Source organism: Lysobacter sp. OAE881, from assembly GCF_040546665.1.
Classification (GTDB): Bacteria; Pseudomonadota; Gammaproteobacteria; order Xanthomonadales; family Xanthomonadaceae; genus Lysobacter_J; species Lysobacter_J soli.
In genome coordinates this window covers 4,163,421-4,179,791 of record NZ_JBEPOG010000001.1, presented here as the reverse complement: position 1 = coordinate 4,179,791, position 16,371 = coordinate 4,163,421, and the positions used below count along the sequence as shown (strand labels likewise).

Here is a 16,371-nt window from a genome sequence, read left to right as displayed (position 1 = left end):
AAACACGAGACCGCCGAATGACGCGCAACCGCTTCCGCTCCGCCCTGATGTCGTTGTCCGCCGGCCTCGTCGCCGCCACCTCCGGCGCATTCGCGCAGGCACCACAACTCATCGAACCGGGCGCCCAGGCGGGCGAGGTCGTCGTCACCGCCGATCGCCTGCTCGACGTGCGCACCGGCCGCATGATCGACCACCCGCAGGTGCGTGTTCGCGACGGCCGCATCGTCGAAGTCGCACGCGCCGGCGCCGCATTGCCGCCGAACGCGCGCGTGATCGACCTGCCGGGCATGACGCTCATGCCCGGCCTGATCGACATGCATACGCACCTGGACGCCGATCCCACCTACGGTGGCTACACGGGTCTGCAGTTCAACGACCGCTTCTGGTCGATGATTTCCGTCGGCAACGCCCAGCGCACCCTGCTGTCCGGATTCACCACGATCCGGAACGTCGGCTCGGACGCATGGAACGACGTCGGCCTGCGCCAGGCGATCGACGAAGGGAAGATCACCGGGCCGCGCATCGTCACGGCGGCGTACTCGTTCGGCGCCACCGGTGGCCATTGCGATTCGACCTTCTTCCCGCCGTCGATGAACCAGAAGAGCCCGTACAACGCCGATTCGCCGGAAGAGGCGCGCCAGCGCGTGCGCGAGCTGCGCAAGTACGGCGCGCAGGTGATCAAGATCTGCGCGACCGGCGGCGTGTTCTCGCGCAACACCGAGCCCGGCCAGCAGCAGATGAGCTACGCCGAGATGAAGGCCGTCGCCGACGAAGCGCACCAGTGGGGCCTGAAGGTCGCCGCGCATGCGCACGGCACGGCGGGCATCAAGGACGCGATCCGCGCCGGCGTGGACACCATTGAACACGCGAGCCTGATCGACGACGAAGGCATCCGCCTGGCGAAGCAGCACGGCGCGTGGCTGTCGATGGACATCTACAACACCGACTACACGCAGGCCGAAGGCAAGAAGAACGGCGTGCTCGAGGACAACCTGCGCAAGGATCGCGAGGTCGCCGACATCCAGCGCGAGAACTTCAAGCGCGCGCATGCGGCCGGCGCGAAGATGGTCTTCGGCACCGACGCCGGCATCTATCCGCACGGCGACAACGCGAAGCAGTTCGCGGTGATGGTCCGTTACGGCATGACGGCGCTGCAGGCGATCCAGTCCGCGACGGTGAGCGCTTCGCAGGCGCTCGGGCGAGAGGATGTCGGCGTGGTCGAGGCCAATCGCTGGGCCGACCTCATCGCCGTCGCCGGCGACCCGACGCAGGACGTGACGCTGCTGGAACGCGTGCCGTTCGTGATGAAGGGCGGCGTGGTGGTGAAGCAGGAAGCCCGCTGAGGCATGAAGCCTGAAGCCCCTCTCCCAACGGGAGAGGGGTTGGGGTGAGGCGTAACGAAGGGGCTGCGCTTGAACTCGCGGCGTAGCAAAGCGCTACGCGGCAGCCCGCAAGAGCCGCGCGAAAAGGCTTACTGCGCCGCAATCCTCGGCGACAACTCCGCATCGATGAGCGGCGTGGACGACGGCAGGCGCGTCGGGTCCAGGAGCGCGGCCATCGTCGGATCGGCCGGATAGGCGGTTCCGTCGAACTCCAGCGCGACCGTGCCGGCTTCATCGCCGCTGCCGACATTCACCAGCAGGTCGTGCCAGCCGCGGCTCGTCCGCGCGCCGATGGCGATCGGGGCGCGCACCGACACCGACTGGCCGACGAGCTTGTAACCGTCCTTCCCGCCGTGGAAGACCAGCAGTGTGCAGCCGTCGGCCTGGCACCAGTTCTGGTCGTCGAGCAGCATCAGCAGGTCCTTCTTGCCGTCGCCGTCCAGGTCGGCCATCGCGTCGGTGCGGGCCGGGACCTCACGGATGCTGCGCGACGCGAGGAACGTCTCCAGCGCCTTGTCGGCCCGGGCCTTCTCGTTCAGCGGCGCCGGAAGCGGCGCGGTCGCCTGCGCATCGCTGCGCGCGTTCGTGCTGCAGCCGGCACACGACAGCGCGACCAGGGCAAGCGCCGTGGCCAACGTGAATGGGGTACGCATGATCAGCTCTCCACCGAAGCTGAGGCGAGCTTGCGCCCGCTTGCGTGGTGGCGGAGTGAGCACGGGAAGCGGCTTGGAGCGGCCGCGGACAGCGTGGGAGCTATCCGCCGTCATTCCCGCGAAGGCGGGAATCCATGCGTCTGATCCCGTTCCGCCATTCGAAGACGGTGACGCACGCAAGCATGGATCCCCGCCTTCGCGGGGATGACGGCAGGGGCGGGAACGACGCGCCGCTGCGGACCGCGTCCGATCACTTCCCTAGCAACGCCTGCTCCCAGAACAGCATCGTCGCCGCGTTGAAGTAATCCACGTTGGTCTTCTTCTTGAAGCCGTGGCCTTCGTCGTCGTACAGCAGGTACCAGACCGGCTGGCCGTTCGCGCGCACCGCCTTCACGATCTGCTCGGCTTCCGTGTACGGCACGCGCGGGTCGTTCTTGCCCTGCGCGACGAACAACCTCGACGCGATGCGGTCGGCATGGTTGAGCGGCGAAATCTCGTCGAACACCTTCGCCATCGCCGGATCGCGTTCGTCGCCGTACTCCGCGCGACGCAGGTCGCGGCGATAGCTTTCGGTGTTCTTCAGGAACGTGCCGAAGTGCGAGATGCCCACGATGTCGACGCCGGCCTTGATGCGATCGCTGTAGTGCATCAGCGAGGCGAGCACCATGTAGCCGCCGTAGCTGCCGCCGTACACGCCGACGCGCGAAGCGTCGAGGTCGGGCTGCGTCGCGATCCAGTCCAGCAGCGCGCCGACGTCCTTGACCGAATCCTCGCGTTTCGCCGCATTGTCGAGGCTCAGGTACGTCTTGCCGTAGCCCTCCGAACCGCGCACGTTCGGCAGCAGCATCGCGACGCCGAGTTCGTTCGCCAGGAACTGCGCGGTCGGATTGAACAGCGGCAGCGACTGGCCTTCGGGCCCGCCGTGGATGTTGATCACGACGGGAATCTTCTTTTCTGCCGGGACGTTCGCCGGGCGATAGTAGAACGCGGGAATCTCGCGCGGCTTTCCATCGACGGCGTCGAACGTCGGGTAGTGCACCAGCGTCGGCGCGACGAACTTCGATGCGTCCAGTCCGCCGACTTCGCTCTGCGTCCAGCGCGCGAGCTTCCCGCTGGCCAGGTCGATCACGTACACATCGCTAGGGGAGGTTGCCGAGTTGAGCGTCACTGCCAAGCGTTTGCCGTCAGGCGAGAAGCCCAGGTTCACCACGACGCCGACCGGCAGCTGCGGCAGCTTCACTTCGCGATGCGAGGGCAGCGAGAGCACATGCAACTTGTAGATGCCGTCCTCGTTCGTCGTGTACGCAAGGTGCTTTCCGTCGTCTGCGATCGCCAGATCCGCGACGTCCCACTGCGTCGACGCGGTAAGCACCTCGAACTTCCCGGTCTTCGGATCGTGATGGCGCAGCGTCAGGAACTCCTGCGGCTTGCCGTCCACCGGTTCGTCGGAGATGTAATACACGCCGCGTCCGTCGGGCGCGTACTTGAAGTCCTTCAACGACGCCTTGCCGCCATCGACCGGGAACATCGTCAGCTTGCCGCTGGCCACGTCGACCACGCCCGGATACGACTCGGCAGCGGAGACGTACTTCATCACCAGCAGCTCGCGGCCATCGGGCGAGAAGTCCATCGCGTTCCACTGCCCGCCTTCGGTGACGAGCACGCGCGGCTTGCGCGTGGCGAAATCCATCACCCACACGTCGGTGTCCTTCCCGTTGCGCGCGGTGCTGCTCCACGCGAACTGCCTGCCGTCGTGCGAGAACAGCGGTCCCTGGTTGCGCGCCTTGCCGTCGGTGAGCAGCGTGGTCTCGCGGGATGCTAGATCGAACCAGTGCAACTGCCAGAACTCGTTGCCACCGATGTCCTTGCCGAACACGAAGCCGTCGATGTTCGAACGCGACGGCGCCGCCTCGATCGCCGCGAGCGGTTCGGGATAGAACGTGAGCTGCTCGCGCATGCCCATCGGCGCGCACACGCGATGCGCCTGCGCGGTCTCGGCGAAGCGCGTGCTGATCAGCAGGCAGTCGTCGTTCCAGCCGGCGAACGTCGCGCCGCGCGTGTTCTGGTAGCGGCTCAGGCGTTCGGTCAGTTCGGGCGGAATCGCGGGGATGTTCTCGCTGGTGCGATTGCCGACCTGTTCGCGTGCCACGGCGGGCGGGGCCGTCTTCTTCTGCGCGATGGCCGGCGTGGCGCAGGCGAGGAGCAGGGCGGACAGGAGCATGGAACCACGTGGCGACATGGGCGTTCCCCGGATGGAAAGCCCGAGCTTAGCCCGCGCCGCCTTTGCCGCGCCGGGCCGCTGTCGCGAATGCGGCCGGCGTCAGGCCGGGCGGCGTGAACGCCGCCAGAGCGCGCGGGCGCCGAACCGCACCGCTGCCGAGAGGCCGGCGAACACCAGCGCGACGATCAGCGGCAGCACGCCGCCGAAAGTGAAGGCCATGCCGGCGACGAAGCCGGCGATGCATTCGGCGCGATACACCGGCGCCAGGATCGCCAGGCCGAACAGCCCGAGGAAGAGCGCCTGCGTGATGGCTCCGGCGCCTAGCTTGAAGCCCGTCGCCATCGCCGTGCCGTAGAGGAACGAGACGATCAGGCCGGCCCACATCGCACGCGTGACGCCGCCGAGTCGGCGCGCGCGCCAGCCGAACGCAAGGCCAACCGCCGGCAACGTCAGCAGCCCGAGCCAGTTCGAGATGGCGGGCATGTCCGCGCGGTTGAGCAGGTGGTGGCTCTGCACGCCGCCGCCGGACCATTCAAGCGCCAGCTGCACGCAGGCGTAGAGCAGCCCGACCAGCGCGGGTATGAACAGCAGGCGGGACGAAGACGGCATCGGACACGCTCCCATCAGGATGACGCCACTGTCGCCGTCCGCGATGGCGACGGCCCATGCAGGAAGTGCGGATGACCTTCCGCCCACCCGCGCGTCGTCAGTGGCGACTCAACATCCGTAGCGACAGCAGTTCGCGGAGTTCCTGCTTCTCCGCGTCGACGAGCGACGTCATGCGCGCCTGCAGCGATTCGATGCGCGCCTGCAGCGCCTGCGCATCCAGGCGCGCGATGGCGTCCAGGAACGCCTGCTGCCGGCGATCGGCGTCATCGAGCACGCGCGCATCCAGCGGCGTCGACGCGGTGGTTTCCACCGCGCCGGCCGTGGCGAGTTTGGTCAGCGCCGGCGCTTCGCTTCGATCGGCGAAATGCTCCAGCACCATGCCGGTGGAGATGTCAGGCCGCTGGTGCACCAGTTCGATGATCTCCACCAGCAGGCCGATGCCGGGCTGGTCGAGCGAGGCGAAATGCAGCGACGCCGGCAACGCGAGCGCCACCTGCGGCTGCTGCATCAGCATCGTGATCGCGCTGCGCACGAGCGACGGTTTCGATCCGTGCGGCGCGTTGCCGGCCGCGCGCGCGCGCTGCGCGGGCACGTGAGTTTCCGGCGTGCTCGCGCGTGCGCCGACGCCGGTGAGTTCGGTGAGCCGCTGCTTCATCAGGTCGCCGAATGCGCCGTCGGGAATCTGCGCCAGCAGCGGCTTGGCGCGTTCGGCCAGACGACCCTTGCCTTCGAGCGTGTGCAGGTTCACGTCGCTGGAGAGCGAATCGAAGAAGAACTGCGACAGCGGCGTCGCCTGCTTCAGGTGCGCTTCGAAACCCTCGCGGCCTTCGTTGCGCACCAGCGAATCCGGATCCTCGCCGTCGGGCAGGAACAGGAAGAACGCCTGGCGGCCGTCCTTCATGCGCGGCAGCACCGATTCGACCGCCTTCCATGCGGCGCCGCGACCGGCGCGATCGCCGTCGAAACAGAAGTAGACGTCGGGCGCGTTGCGGAACAGCAGTTCGGCGTGGTCGGGCGTCGTCGCGGTGCCGAGCGTGGCGACCGCGGTCTCGAAGCCGTTCTGGAACAGCGCGATCACGTCCATGTAGCCTTCGACGACGATCAGGCGCTCGATCCTGCTGTTCGCCTGGCGTACCTGCCACAGGCCGTAGAGTTCGCGGCCCTTGTGGAAGAGCTCGGTTTCCGGCGAATTGAGGTACTTCGGACCGTTTTCCTTTTCGAGCACGCGGCCGCCGAACGCGATGGTGCGACCGCGGCGATCGTGGATCGGGAACATCACGCGATCGCGGAACTTGTCGTAGACGTGGCCGCGATCGTTCTTCGAGAACAACCCGCCGCGTTCGAGCAGCTTCATGCGTCGCGGGTCGGTGCCGAGCGCATCGCGCAACGCGTTGAACCCATCGGGCGCATAGCCGAGCGAGAAGCGCGCGCGCGTCTCCGCATCGACGCCGCGGCTGTCGAAATAGCCCAGTGCGCGGCCGTTGTTCGCCAGCTGTTTCTGGAAGAACTTCGACGCCGCATCGAGCGCGCCGTACAGATCCTGGCTGTCGGGATTCGCATTGCGCTGGTGCGTGTCGCGCGGCACTTCCATGCCAAGGCGCTTGGCGAGTTCTTCCACCGCGTCGAGGAACTCGAGGCGGTCGTAGTTCATCAGGAAGCTGATCGCGGTGCCGTGCGCGCCGCAGCCGAAGCAGTGATAGAAGCCCTTCACCGGCGAGACGGTGAAGCTCGGCGAGCGCTCGTCATGGAACGGACAACGCGCCGAGTATTCCTTGCCCTGGCGCTTGAGCTGCACGCGCGAGCCGATCACCTCGACGAGGTCGGTGCGCGCGAGCAGGTCATCGATGAAAGCGTCGGGGATGCGGGCCATTGGACGGTAAGGATGCCATGCGCTCACCCTTCTCCCGCTTGCGGGAGAAGGTGCCCGAAGGGCGGATGAGGGCGGCGGTTGCCCCCACCCAAACCCGCTCCCGCACGCGGGAGAGGGGACAGCGGAATCAGTTCGCCAGACGCCTCTTCACCAGCGCCGACACCTGGCCCATGTCGGCCTGGCCGGCGAGCTTGGCCTTCAGCGGGCCCATGAGCTTGCCCATGTCGGCCGGGCCGGTGGCGCCGGTTTCGGCGATGGCGGCGTCGATCGCGGCCAGGATCTCGGCTTCGCCCATCTTCGCGGGGATGTAGCGCTCGATCACGACGATCTCGTCGCGCTCGACCTGCGCCAGGTCCTCGCGGTTGGCGGCTTCGTACTGGGTGACCGAGTCGCGACGCTGCTTGACCATCTTGTCGAGCACGGCGATGACCGCGGCGTCGTCCAGTTCGATGCGCTCGTCCACTTCCTTCTGCTTGATGGCGGCGTTGATCAGGCGGATCACGGCGAGGCTGTGCTTGTCGCCGCCCTTCATCGCGGCCTTCATGTCGTCGGTGAGTCGCTGCTTGAGGCTCATCGGGCTGCTCCTTGGCTGGGGATCGCGCGGCGGGCGCGCGGAATCGGGGTGATGGGGGCCGGTCCGGGCATCCGGCGATGGCCCGGGTACGGGGCGGTCATCGTCGGAATCCGAAATCCGGAAACACAAAAAGCCGGCAGCGCAGGGCGCGGCCGGCTTGTGTGATGCGTCCGGAAGCAGGTCGCGCGGTGCGCGGACCCGCCAGGGCGATCAGTACAGGCGCTGACGCTTGGTCACGTCGCGCGAGGCGCGGCGCGCCTGGCGCTTCACCGCGGCTGCGGCCTTGCGCTTGCGTTCCTGGGTCGGCTTCTCGTAGAACTCGCGCTTGCGGGTCTCGGCCAGGACACCGGCCTTCTCGCAGGTGCGCTTGAAGCGACGCAGAGCAAACTCAAAAGGCTCGTTTTCGCGGACTTTGACGCTGGGCATACGTAATCTCGTTTCGGTAACCGGCCCGGGCAGGCCGGGGAAGAGCCGCGCATTATAGCGGCGGCCTTCTTGAAGGTGCAACATAGGGCCCTACTTTGGATGCAGGTCCTTGAATCCACACGCTTCCGATCCCCCGGAAGCCGCCCTGCGCCCCCTCGCGGAAGTCCATCTTGAAAGTCCTCGGCATCGAAACCAGCTGCGACGAGACCGGTGTGGCCGTCTACGACACCGAATCCGGCCTGCGCGCGCACGCCCTCTACAGCCAGATCGCCCTGCACGCCGAATACGGCGGCGTGGTGCCCGAACTGGCCAGTCGCGACCACGTCCGCAAGCTGCTGCCGCTGGTCCGCGAAACCCTGCGCGAAGCCGGCATGACCACCTCCGACCTCGACGGCGTGGCCTACACGGCCGGTCCCGGGCTCGTCGGTGCGCTGCTGGTCGGGGCGGGCGTGGCCCGCTCGATGGCCTGGGCGCTGGACGTCCCGGCCATCGGCGTCCATCACATGGAAGGCCACCTGCTGGCGCCGCTGCTGGAGGACGACCCCGAGCGCGGCCGCCCGGAGCCGCCGTTCGTCGCGCTGCTGGTCTCCGGCGGCCACACGCAGCTGGTGCACGTGGAGGCGATCGGCCGCTACCGGCTGCTCGGCGAAACGCTGGATGACGCGGCCGGCGAGGCCTTCGACAAGACCGCCAAGCTGATGGGCCTGCCGTACCCGGGCGGCCCGCAACTCGCCGCGCTGGCCGAGCAGGGACGCCCGGGCGTGTTCAGGTTCGCCCGGCCGATGACCGATCGCCCCGGCCTCGATTTCAGCTTCAGCGGCCTGAAGACGCAGGTCCTGCTGGCATGGAAGGACAGCGACCAGGGCGGCGAGGTCCGCGCCGACATCGCGCGCGGCTTCGAGGATGCGGTGGTCGACACGCTGTCGATCAAGTGCGAACGCGCGCTGGAAGCGGCCGGTTGCGACACGCTCGTCGTCGCCGGTGGCGTCGGCGCGAACAAGCGCCTGCGCGCGAAGCTCGACGAGATGACGCGCAAGCGCGGCGGCCGCGTGAGCTTCCCGCGCCCGCAGTTCTGCACCGACAACGGCGCGATGATCGCCTACGCCGGCGCGCTGCGGCTCGCCGCCGGGCAACATGGCGACCTCGCGGTGCGCGTCACGCCGCGCTGGGACATGGCGACGCTGGAGGCGGTGAATTCGTGAATCGTGAGGCGTGATTCGCGGGCGCAGCCGGTGCGCGCTGTAAGCTTTCGCTTCTGCGAATCCCCAATCACGAATCACGAATCACGGCTCCCATGGACCACGTCTTCATCGAAGGCCTCGAAATCGAGGCGCTGATCGGCATCTACGACTGGGAGCGCCGCGTCCGCCAGCCGCTCGTGTTCGACATCGAGATGGCCTTCGACAACCGCATTCCGGCGGCGACCGACGCGATCGCCGACACGCTCAACTACAAGGCGGTGAGCAACCGCATCGTCGAGTACGTGTCGCAGTCGAGTTTCGAACTCGTCGAAACGCTGGCCGAACGCGTCGCGCAGATCGTGATCACCGAGTTCGGCGTGCAGCGCGTGCGACTGAAGCTGAGCAAGCCCGGCGCGGTGCGCGGCGCGCGCGCGGTCGGCGTGATGATCGAACGTTCCGCGTCCTGACATCGGCACCGCGTTCCGCATGAGCCGCGCCTACCTGAGCCTGGGCAGCAACGTCGATGCCGTAACGCACCTGCGTGCGGCCGTGCGCGCATTGCGCGAGCGTTTCGGCGAGGTCGTGATGTCGCCGGTGTACCGCACGCGCGCGGTGGGTTTCGACGGGCCCGATTTCCACAACGCCGCGGCGATCATCGAGTCCGACCTCGATCCGCACGCGCTCAACGCCTGGCTGCACGCGCTGGAAGACGCGCACGGGCGCGACAGAAGCGGCCCGCGTTACGGCGACCGCACGCTCGACATCGATATCGTGCTGTTCGACGGACTCACGCTCGAAGGCGCCGGCAACCTGCGCATACCGCGTCCCGAGCTGAAACACGCGTTCGTGCTGCGGCCGCTGGCGGAGATCGCGCCCGACGTCGTCGTGCCCGGCACCGGTCGCACGCTCGCGCAGCTGTGGGCCGCCCATCCCGAACACGGCGCGACGCTGGAAACGGCGCCACTCTGAGCGACGCGGACCGCGCCGGCCGTCCGAATTCGCGCGTCTTCCCCTTGCCACCGCGGCCGCACCGGCCCGAGGATGCGCGCTGGTCCATGGGGGACTGGGGAAATTGCGATGTTCGATAAGTTCTCGCGCAGTTGGGAGCTGGTGAAGGCGAGTGCGGCCGTGCTGCGCTCGGACAAGGAGCTGATGGTGTTCCCGGTCGTCTCCGCCATCGCCACGCTGGTGGTGCTGGCGACGTTCCTGGTGCCGATGATTGGCTGGCGCGTTTTCAGCCAGGGCGCGGCATCGAGCGTGATCTGGGTGTTCCTGTTCTATTTCTGCCAGTACACGGTGATCGTGTTCTGCAACAGCGCGCTGGTGGCCGCGGCGATGATCCGCCTGGACGGCGGCGATCCGACGCTGGCCGACGGCTTCAACGCGGCGAAGGCACGCCTGCCGTCGATCCTCGGCTACGCCGCGATCGCGGCGACCGTCGGCGTGCTCCTCAAGCGCATGAAGGACGACGACAACCTGCTGATGCGGCTGGTCGGCGGCGGCCTCGGCGCGGCATGGACGCTGGCGACGTTCCTCGTCGTGCCGGTGCTGGTGCACCAGGAAGTCGGCCCGTTCGAAGCGCTCAAGCGCAGCGCGAACCTGCTCAAGCGCACGTGGGGCGAGAACGCGATCGGCAATGTCGGCATCGGCATGGCGTTCGGCCTGATCTCGTTCGCCATCATCGTGGTGGGCGCGCTGCTGGCGTTCGTGGCCGCGCAGCTGTCGGTGGCGCTGGCGGTGTCGATCGCGGTGTTGTTCGTGATCGGCCTGCTGCTGCTCGGCGTGTACCAGGCAGCGCTGAGCGGCATCTATGCGGCGGCGCTGTACCGCTATGCGATGGAAGGCGAGGCGCCGCCGGCGTTTCGCGCGCTGCAGCTGGAGACGGCGTTCGCGGCGAAGTGATGTCCGGGCGGCGCCGGTGTCACGACCGGCGCCGTCAGTTCTTCCCGGCTGGTGGCGAAGGGCCTGTTCGAGCCGGCAGTTCCAGAAAAAACCGTCATCCCGCCAGCAATCGTCCGCCATCCAGATGCAGCACCTGTCCCGTGCTGTAGTGCGCGTCCTGCAGCAGCCAGCGCACGGCCTCGGCGACTTCCTCCGGCGTTCCGGTTCGGGCCAGCGGCGTGCGCGCAAGCATCGCCTGCTGCGCGGCGGTGTCGCTGCGATTTTCCGGCCACAGGATCGCGCCCGGCGAGACCGCGTTGACGCGCACCTCGGGGCCGAGTTCCAGCGCGAGCGAGCGCGTCATCATCAGCAGCGCGGCCTTCGCCATGCAGTACAGCGTGTGTTCGCGCAGCGGACGCTCGGCGTAGAGGTCGGCGAGATTCACGATCGCGCCACGCGAGGCGCGCAGATGCGGCGCGGCGGCCTGCGCGAGGAAGAACGGCGCGCGCGCGTTGCTGGCGAACAGCGCGTCCCATTGCGCCGGCGTCGCGGTGCCGATCGGCGTCGGCGTGAAGGTCGACGCATTGTTCACCAGCGCATCGAGCCGGCCGAAGCGGCCCACGCATTGCGCGATCAGCTCGGGGAGGCGGTCGAACTCGGCCAAATCGGCCTGAAGCAGCACCGTGCTGCCGGCGCGCGCGCGTTCCAGTTCCGCCGCCAGCGCGTTCGCCTCGTCCGACGAGCCACGGTAATGCAGCGCGATGTCGTAACCCGCGCCGTGCAGGCGACGCACGATCGCGGCGCCGATCCGTCGCGCGGCGCCGGTCACCAGCGCCACGGGCGCGGCGGAGCGGGGCGTGCTCATGAAGATGCGTCCATGACGGGTCTCTCCGGGGCGTGGCGTATCCTGAGCGGCCAGTGTTCCCACGGCGATGCCGCATGTCCACCGATTCCCCTTCGCATCGTCCCGACGCGCAACAGCGCCAGCGCGAAGCCAACGCCCTGCCGACGCCCGACGCCGACGCGCTCGCGCACAGCGCGCGCGTGGACGAGCTGATCCGCGCGCAGATCGCCGGGAACGGCGGCGCGATTCCGTTCTCGCGCTTCATGGAGCTGGCGCTGTACGCGCCGGGGCTCGGCTATTACAGCGCCGGCGCGAGCAAGTTCGGCGAGAGCGGCGATTTCGTCACCGCGCCCGAACTCGGCCCGATCTTCGCCGCATGCGTGGCCGAGAGCGTCGCGCCGGTGTTCCAGCAACTCGGGCCGCAGGCGCGGTTCTTCGAGCTCGGCGGCGGTACGGGCGCGTTCGCCGAAGTCGCGCTGAAGCGGTTGATGGAACTGGACGCGTTGCCCGATCGCTATTGCATCCTCGAGCCAAGCGCGCAGCTGCGGCATCGCCAGCGCGAGCGCCTGCAGGAGCGTCTCGTGCCGCCGCTGTTCGAGCTGGTCGAGTGGCTCGACGGGCCGTTCGACGACGAGTGGGATGGCGTGCTGTTCGCCAACGAAGTGATCGACGCGCTGCCGACGCCGCGCTTCGCCATCGAGGCGGGTGAGGTGTACGAGGAACATGTCGCGGTCGAAGGCGGCGAGCTGAAGCGCGTGCTGCGTCCGGCCGACGCGTTCCTCGGCAACGCCGTGCGCCATCTGGAGCGCCAGCTCGGCCGCGAGTTCGAGCACGGCTACCGCTCCGAAGCGTTGCCGCAGCTGCCGTACTGGGTGCAGGCGGTGTCCGGCGGCATGCGCAATGGCGCGATGCTGTTCGTCGACTACGGCTATTCGCGCGGCGAGTTCTACCTGCCCGAACGCAGCGACGGCACGCTGCGCGCGTTCTATCGCCACCGCATGCATGCCGAGCCCCTGCTGTGGCCGGGCCTGCAGGACCTGACCGCCTCGGTCGACTTCACCGCGCTCGCCGAAGCCGGCGTGGCGGCGGGTTTCGACTTCGCGGGCTACTGCTCGCAGGCGAGCTTCCTGCTCGGCAACGGGCTGGCCGGCGTACTCGAACGCATCGAGCGGATCGCCGACGAAGGCGAGCGCATGAAGCGCACGCAGGAAGTGAAGCGCCTCACGCTGCCCAGCGAGATGGGCGAGCGCTTCCAGGTGATGGGCTTCGAGAAGGGTGTCGAGTTCGGCGCGGCCTTCCTCGTCGGCGACCTGAGCTTCCGCCTGTGAGCGCGACGGCGAGCCGGCGCCCCTGGCTGCGCGAATTCCGCTGGCCCGCGCTGTGGGTGGCGATCTGGATCGCGATGATCGCCGCCGTGGTGGCGTCCTCGCTGCTGCCGGCGCATGACCTGCCCGAGGTGCCCGACGGGTTCGACAAGGTCGAGCACTTCGTCGGCTACCTGATCCTCAGCGCCTGGGCGGTGATGCTGTTCGCGCACCGGCGGGCGCAGGCGATCGCGGCGGTGGGGCTGATCGCGCTCGGGGTCGCGCTGGAATTCGCCCAAGGCGCGTGGACGGTGAGCCGCATGGCCGATTCGGCCGACGCGCTGGCCAATTCGCTGGGCGTGCTGGCGGGGCTGATGCTCGGGCCGACGGCGATCGGCGGGTTGCTGGTCTGGATCGAAGAGAAGATCCGAGGTCGCTAGTGGCGTTTGGCGGCATTCGATCCCGTTTGCACGCGATTCGAAGCCGATGCGCGATGTTCGCGACCGGGACGCGCGCCTGGTGAACAGCGTCCGCCTGAGATGAGATGGCGGTCGCAGTACAAAAGATCGCCATAAAAGCAGATTAGGCAAAGCGACGGTAGGTATTGCGCAAAGGTTAAAGGCCGGTTAAAGCTCGGGGCTGGGCTCGACAGGGGGAGTCCGCCCACCCTGAGTAAGGAAACCGCCAATGCTCGTTGCCAACCGACATCGCCTGACCACGGCCGTCCTCGCCGCGCTGTTCTCGACCGTCGTATCGCCCGCCTTCGCACAGGACACCGCGCAGACGCCTCCGGCCCCCGCCGCGGCGCCCGCCGACCGCCAGGAAGCCGTGGACCTCGACAAGCTCGTGGTCACCGGCACGCGCGTGCAGGGCCGCTCGCCCACCGAATCGATGTCCCCGGTCGATGTCTTCCGGCCGGCGGACCTGGAGAAGCAGGCCTCGGCCGACTTCACCGACCAGCTGGCCAACATCGCGCCGTCCTTCAACACCCAGCGCTTCCCGATCGCCGACGGCACCGCGTTCGTGCGCCCGGCCAACCTGCGCAACCTGCCGCCGGACCAGACGCTGGTGCTGATCAACGGCAAGCGCCGGCATCGCTCGGCGCTGGTGAACCTGCAGGTCGAACCGTTCGGCACCGTGAACCAAGGCTCGCAGGCGGTCGACTACAGCCTGATTCCCTCTGCCGCGATCCAGCGCGTGGAAGTGCTGCGCGACGGCTCGTCCGCGCAGTACGGCTCCGACGCCATCGCCGGCGTGATCAACGTGCTGCTCAACGACTACTCCGACGGCGTCCGCATCGACGGCCAGTACGGCTCGACCTACGAGGGCGACGGCGACCGCTGGCGCACCTCGTTCAACGCCGGCGCCGAACTCGGAGATGGCGGCTTCTTCAACATGACGGTGGAGTACTTCGATTCCGACCACACCTCGCGCGGCATCCCGCGTGCGGACGCGGCGGACGTTGGCGCGGCCGTCGGCACAAACCTGGTGCCGTTCGAAGGTTTGGGCCAGCGCTGGGGCGATCCGGACGGCGAAGGCCTGCGCTCGTTCTTCAACGCCGAATACCCGATCAACGAGAACGTCAGCCTCTATGGCTTCGGCAGCTACGCCGACACCGAGTACGAATCGAGCTTCTTCTACCGCACGCCCGTCGGCGTGCCCGGCGTGACGCCGCGCGGCACGCTGATGGTGGACAGCGACGGCAACGGCGTCGCCGATCCGGTCGAGCAGGCGCTGGTGAACGACATCGTCGCGCGCGGGCTCAATCCCGCCGACTACCTCACCGCCGATGCATCGAGCCCGTCGGGCTGGATCGCGCTCAACCCGATCTACCCGCTGTTCCCGGGCGGCTATACGCCGACCTTCGGCGCGGAGATCACCGACTACGAAGGCGTGTTCGGTGCGAAGGGCGAAACCGCCGGGAGCCTGCGCTGGGACGTCAGCCTGCGCCAGGGCGAGAACCACATGATTTACAAGATGACCAGCTCGATCAATCCGAGCCTGGGCCGCCTGAGCCCGACCAGCTTCGAGCCGGGCGATCTCACCCAGCTCGAGCGCGGCGCCAACGCCGACTTCGTCTGGCCGTGGCAGAACGACGTGTTCGCCACGCCCGTCAACGTCGCCTTCGGCGCCGAGTGGCGCGAGGAGACCTACAAGATCCGCGCGGGCGACACGGCTTCGTGGGAGAACGGCCCGACCGGCGCGCTGTTCGGCGTGGGCTCGGACGGCTTCCAGGGCGACTCGCCGGAAGCGGCGGGCGATTTCAGCCAGTACAGCCGCGCCGCGTACCTCGACCTGGAAACCGACGTGGTCGAAGACTGGACCGTCGGCGTCGCGGGCCGCTACGAGGACACGTCGAAATTCGACAGCACCTTCGACTGGAAGGTCTCCACGCGCTTCGCCTTCACCGACGCCTTCGCCGTGCGCGCCACCGTCAACACCGGCTTCCGCACGCCGACGCCGGGCCAGCTCAACACGCTGGACGTGACCACCACGGCCGACTCGTCGGGCAACCTCGTGCCGCTGGGCACGTTCCCGGTGGCGAGCGAGGCGGCAATCGCGCTCGGCGCCACGCCGGTGACGGCGGAGGAATCGCTGTCGTACTCGGCCGGCTTCGTGTGGGCGCCCAACGACGTCTTCAGCCTCACGCTGGACTACTACAACATCGAGGTCGAAGACCGCATCGCATTGCAGACGATCAACGTCGCCGACGGCTCGCCGCAGCAGCAGGCGCTGATCGACGCCGGCGTGCCGGGCGCGGAACTGCTGCGCCAGGTGTCGTACTTCGTCAACGGCTTCGACAGCACGGTGCAGGGCGTCGACCTCGTCGCGGTCTATCGCGCCGACTTCGGCGGCTGGGGCACCGGCGTGTTCGACTTCCGCCACAGCTACAACAAGCAGGAAGTGGACTCGGTGGCGGTGATCCCGGGCACGACGACGCCGGTCATCGACGCCGAGCGCGTGGCCGACCTGGAGAACCAGCTGCCGAACAACCGCAGCGTCATCACCTTCGACTGGCGCTCGCCGTGGAACGTGAACTTCACCGCCCGCGCGAACTACTACGACAGCTGGGAGGACTTCACCTTCGGCGAGCGGGGCGAGTTCGGCTCGGAATGGCTGTTCGACCTGTCGGCGACCTTCGCCTTCATGGACGACAAGCTGCACGTGACCGTCGGCGGCAACAACGTCTTCGACAACTACCCCGACCGCGAGACGAACACCACGCTGACGTTCCTGGGCGCGAAGTACCCGCTGTCCTCGCCGTTCGGGTTCAACGGCGGCGAGTGGTACGTGAAGGCGAGCTACCAGTTCTGATCGACCGGCCGCGCGGTGCGACCGTGTTCACGGTTGCCCGCGCGGTGCGTTGGCGGGGCGCAGGGGCGTGTGGAATCCTGTGATCGCCGCACGGTTCCTAACGGAAGCTTC

General features: G+C 68.1%; 15 protein-coding genes. 8 read left to right on the top strand and 7 right to left on the bottom strand.

The window, feature by feature from the left end; translation table 11 throughout:
• The first annotated feature begins 17 nt into the window (after positions 1 to 17).
• Positions 18 to 1,343, top strand: a complete 1,326-nt coding sequence (locus ABIE51_RS19160) for a Xaa-Pro dipeptidase (RefSeq protein ID WP_354504748.1) — start codon at positions 18 to 20, stop codon at positions 1,341 to 1,343.
• A 128-nt stretch (positions 1,344 to 1,471) separates the two neighbouring features.
• Here ABIE51_RS19160 and ABIE51_RS19155 read toward each other — a convergent pair whose 3' ends face one another.
• From ABIE51_RS19155 to rpsU, 6 genes are all read right to left on the bottom strand, one after another.
• Positions 1,472 to 2,035 carry a COG3650 family protein gene (locus ABIE51_RS19155; protein WP_192632638.1) on the bottom strand — a complete coding sequence of 188 codons (564 nt, stop codon included), beginning with the start codon at positions 2,033 to 2,035 and terminating at the stop codon, positions 1,472 to 1,474.
• 250 nt (positions 2,036 to 2,285) lie between these two features.
• Positions 2,286 to 4,256: a S9 family peptidase gene (locus ABIE51_RS19150; RefSeq protein WP_192632639.1), complete on the bottom strand. Its 1,971-nt coding sequence runs from the start codon at positions 4,254 to 4,256 to the stop codon at positions 2,286 to 2,288.
• A gap of 99 nt (positions 4,257 to 4,355) precedes the next feature.
• Complete coding sequence (locus tag ABIE51_RS19145; protein WP_192632640.1) at positions 4,356 to 4,865, bottom strand: hypothetical protein; 510 nt, start codon at positions 4,863 to 4,865, stop codon at positions 4,356 to 4,358.
• A gap of 97 nt (positions 4,866 to 4,962) precedes the next feature.
• On the bottom strand, positions 4,963 to 6,735 hold the full coding sequence (dnaG, locus tag ABIE51_RS19140) for a DNA primase (protein WP_192632641.1): 1,773 nt from the start codon (positions 6,733 to 6,735) through the stop codon (positions 4,963 to 4,965).
• A gap of 127 nt (positions 6,736 to 6,862) precedes the next feature.
• Positions 6,863 to 7,309 carry a GatB/YqeY domain-containing protein gene (locus ABIE51_RS19135; RefSeq protein WP_192632642.1) on the bottom strand — a complete coding sequence of 149 codons (447 nt, stop codon included), beginning with the start codon at positions 7,307 to 7,309 and terminating at the stop codon, positions 6,863 to 6,865.
• A 210-nt stretch (positions 7,310 to 7,519) separates the two neighbouring features.
• Complete coding sequence (rpsU, locus tag ABIE51_RS19130) at positions 7,520 to 7,735, bottom strand: 30S ribosomal protein S21 (protein ID WP_031371286.1); 216 nt, start codon at positions 7,733 to 7,735, stop codon at positions 7,520 to 7,522.
• 170 nt (positions 7,736 to 7,905) lie between these two features.
• On the opposite strand from rpsU, the gene tsaD reads away from it, so the two are divergent.
• From tsaD to ABIE51_RS19110, 4 genes are all read left to right on the top strand, one after another.
• Complete coding sequence (gene tsaD / locus ABIE51_RS19125; protein ID WP_192632643.1) at positions 7,906 to 8,937, top strand: tRNA (adenosine(37)-N6)-threonylcarbamoyltransferase complex transferase subunit TsaD; 1,032 nt, start codon at positions 7,906 to 7,908, stop codon at positions 8,935 to 8,937.
• Positions 8,938 to 9,029: 92 nt separating this feature from the next.
• Complete coding sequence (gene folB / locus ABIE51_RS19120; protein WP_192632644.1) at positions 9,030 to 9,383, top strand: dihydroneopterin aldolase; 354 nt, start codon at positions 9,030 to 9,032, stop codon at positions 9,381 to 9,383.
• A 19-nt stretch (positions 9,384 to 9,402) separates the two neighbouring features.
• On the top strand, positions 9,403 to 9,885 hold the full coding sequence (gene folK / locus ABIE51_RS19115; RefSeq protein ID WP_115842035.1) for a 2-amino-4-hydroxy-6-hydroxymethyldihydropteridine diphosphokinase: 483 nt from the start codon (positions 9,403 to 9,405) through the stop codon (positions 9,883 to 9,885).
• Between the two features lie 108 nt (positions 9,886 to 9,993).
• The gene (locus ABIE51_RS19110; protein ID WP_192632645.1) at positions 9,994 to 10,818 is read left to right on the top strand and encodes a DUF6159 family protein; all 825 of its coding nucleotides are present in this window, start codon (positions 9,994 to 9,996) and stop codon (positions 10,816 to 10,818) included.
• 94 nt (positions 10,819 to 10,912) lie between these two features.
• Here ABIE51_RS19110 and ABIE51_RS19105 read toward each other — a convergent pair whose 3' ends face one another.
• Positions 10,913 to 11,662, bottom strand: coding sequence for a pteridine reductase (locus ABIE51_RS19105; RefSeq protein WP_192632646.1), 750 nt, complete (start codon positions 11,660 to 11,662; stop codon positions 10,913 to 10,915).
• Between the two features lie 74 nt (positions 11,663 to 11,736).
• Between ABIE51_RS19105 and ABIE51_RS19100 the strand changes: the two genes are divergently transcribed.
• The 3 genes from ABIE51_RS19100 to ABIE51_RS19090 all read left to right on the top strand — a co-directional run bounded on the left by ABIE51_RS19100 (position 11,737) and on the right by ABIE51_RS19090 (position 16,260).
• On the top strand, positions 11,737 to 12,969 hold the full coding sequence (locus ABIE51_RS19100; protein ID WP_157031346.1) for a class I SAM-dependent methyltransferase: 1,233 nt from the start codon (positions 11,737 to 11,739) through the stop codon (positions 12,967 to 12,969).
• Positions 12,966 to 13,385, top strand: a complete 420-nt coding sequence (locus ABIE51_RS19095) for a VanZ family protein (RefSeq protein ID WP_354504743.1) — start codon at positions 12,966 to 12,968, stop codon at positions 13,383 to 13,385. The genes ABIE51_RS19100 and ABIE51_RS19095 overlap by 4 nt, the downstream gene beginning before the upstream one ends.
• Before the next feature lie 247 nt (positions 13,386 to 13,632).
• On the top strand, positions 13,633 to 16,260 hold the full coding sequence (locus tag ABIE51_RS19090) for a TonB-dependent receptor plug domain-containing protein (RefSeq protein ID WP_192632647.1): 2,628 nt from the start codon (positions 13,633 to 13,635) through the stop codon (positions 16,258 to 16,260).
• Positions 16,261 to 16,371 lie beyond the last annotated feature (111 nt).

Coding starts and splice junctions, on each gene's coding strand:
- ABIE51_RS19160 (WP_354504748.1), top strand. CDS start 18: ATGACGCGCAACCGCTTCCGCTCCGCCCTGATGTCGTTGTCCGCCGGC.
- ABIE51_RS19155 (WP_192632638.1), bottom strand. CDS start 2,035: ATGCGTACCCCATTCACGTTGGCCACGGCGCTTGCCCTGGTCGCGCTG.
- ABIE51_RS19150 (WP_192632639.1), bottom strand. CDS start 4,256: ATGCTCCTGTCCGCCCTGCTCCTCGCCTGCGCCACGCCGGCCATCGCG.
- ABIE51_RS19145 (WP_192632640.1), bottom strand. CDS start 4,865: ATGCCGTCTTCGTCCCGCCTGCTGTTCATACCCGCGCTGGTCGGGCTG.
- dnaG (WP_192632641.1), bottom strand. CDS start 6,735: ATGGCCCGCATCCCCGACGCTTTCATCGATGACCTGCTCGCGCGCACC.
- ABIE51_RS19135 (WP_192632642.1), bottom strand. CDS start 7,309: ATGAGCCTCAAGCAGCGACTCACCGACGACATGAAGGCCGCGATGAAG.
- rpsU (WP_031371286.1), bottom strand. CDS start 7,735: ATGCCCAGCGTCAAAGTCCGCGAAAACGAGCCTTTTGAGTTTGCTCTG.
- folB (WP_192632644.1), top strand. CDS start 9,030: ATGGACCACGTCTTCATCGAAGGCCTCGAAATCGAGGCGCTGATCGGC.
- folK (WP_115842035.1), top strand. CDS start 9,403: ATGAGCCGCGCCTACCTGAGCCTGGGCAGCAACGTCGATGCCGTAACG.
- ABIE51_RS19110 (WP_192632645.1), top strand. CDS start 9,994: ATGTTCGATAAGTTCTCGCGCAGTTGGGAGCTGGTGAAGGCGAGTGCG.
- ABIE51_RS19105 (WP_192632646.1), bottom strand. CDS start 11,662: ATGAGCACGCCCCGCTCCGCCGCGCCCGTGGCGCTGGTGACCGGCGCC.
- ABIE51_RS19100 (WP_157031346.1), top strand. CDS start 11,737: ATGTCCACCGATTCCCCTTCGCATCGTCCCGACGCGCAACAGCGCCAG.
- ABIE51_RS19090 (WP_192632647.1), top strand. CDS start 13,633: ATGCTCGTTGCCAACCGACATCGCCTGACCACGGCCGTCCTCGCCGCG.